The organism is Endozoicomonas sp. Z74 (assembly GCF_057680865.1).
Genome location: NZ_JBLYZI010000238.1, coordinates 1 through 1379 on the forward strand (window position 1 = coordinate 1; position 1379 = coordinate 1379).

The window sequence follows — 1379 nt, forward strand, 5'->3', positions numbered from 1 at the left end:
GTCCGGGATCAGAGGCCTTGCCTGGTAACATGTCTTTGATCCGATCCCATTGATCATCTTTGAGTACTGTGCGAGCCATAGCAAACCAAATTCACATACTTTAGCTCACTATCAGCTGCCTTTCCGGTCTGGTTTCCAGCAATATGATTGAACGGTTAGATGATAACTCCGCCTAGTTGCTACTGATGAGCTGCTTCTTAACAGGCCGGTTGAGCTTGATTATGCCAGTGCTGCCAAAATTTCAATGGGGCTTCTGTCAAAAGATAAAATGGTTCCTCTTTTGCCTGCGTTACTGTTGCAGTCTGAAGGGGTGCCGTTAATCGATGAGCCGGGTGGTATGGATCTGAAGCTGGCTACAAAGACTGTTGATGTTGTTGATCGGGTAAGGCTATCTCCTGCCCCCGGCTTTGAATATCCCTTTCTGGTGGTTTTGACGGGGGGAAAGCAGCTTCCACCTGGCATTGTTCTTGATACCGGAAATCTGCCACCGACCCAAAGTGGTTGTTATATTGACGGTGGTCTTGTTGTCGGTGATTTTCAAGAAGGCAGGAAGCCCTGAAAATTACTTTCAATACCAGAATTCTATATCTGTTGGAGGGGCTGATTCACTTTGTACCTGCGCAGGTCAAAATGAATGTGAACTGATTCTGAATGAGTTGCCTCGTGATATGGGGCAAGGTAATCAGCTGAGTGTTTCAGGGAGTGGTGGTCAAACTTCATCTTTAGTCGATGGATCGGCTGAAAGTATGGGGGCCACAGGAGGGGCGATTGGAGGTAGCAGCTCATCGGGTGGTGGAGGGGGAGATAGAAGAGGGAATGGTAATTTCCAGAAAAAAGAGCCAGAGAGCAAGATGTTTGTAGCAGAAGGTAAAAGGGAAAAAGGAAAATTACTATCTAAACCAGAAAATTGGAAGGGCAAGGGTGGGTTAAAAGAAACTTTAGGTTTTGTTGGAGGTAAGGCTTTTGGAAAGCCTGATAGTTTATATGAATTTTCTGAACTTGATGGAAAAGTCTGTCACTATATTATTCAAACTATTACTGCGAACATTTATGGTTACAGGGAAGAGATGCTTGGTGAAAAGCATTTTCAACGATATATGACGAATGGTGTTATTTGGAATTATATCAAAGATAAAATACCATCGGGTTATCGTGAGAAAATAAATCAAGTACGAGTACAACTGTCTCCATCTCGTAATGCAGGTTCAGGTGGTCTACCTGAGGCTGTTAGGGAAGGTGCGATTAAGTCCCTAGCCATGAGATAATACTCCCATCGCTTCCAGCTTGAGTTTCTGTCCATGAGCCAGCTTAGTTTCGCAGACAGTGAGTTTGTCCATAAACGCAGAACCACCCGCAAAGAGCGCTTTCTGGCAAAAATG

At 44.7% G+C, this 1379-nt stretch carries 2 protein-coding genes; both read left to right on the forward strand.

Features of this window, described 5'->3' with window-relative positions; translation table 11 throughout:
* Window positions 1-268 precede the first annotated feature (268 nt).
* Entirely contained in the window at window positions 269-559 is a 291-nt protein-coding gene (locus ACNRUY_RS26485; RefSeq protein WP_488114661.1) for a hypothetical protein, read from the forward strand.
* The gene (locus ACNRUY_RS26490; protein ID WP_488114662.1) at window positions 531-1265 is read left to right on the forward strand and encodes a hypothetical protein; all 735 of its coding nucleotides are present in this window, start codon (window positions 531-533) and stop codon (window positions 1263-1265) included. Before ACNRUY_RS26485 ends, ACNRUY_RS26490 begins: the two co-directional genes overlap by 29 nt.
* Window positions 1266-1379: the final 114 nt, after the last annotated feature.

Bases quoted from the DNA above. Each gene is read 5' to 3' on its own strand.
- ACNRUY_RS26485 (WP_488114661.1), top strand. From the start codon at position 269: ATGGTTCCTCTTTTGCCTGCGTTACTGTTGCAGTCTGAAGGGGTGCCG.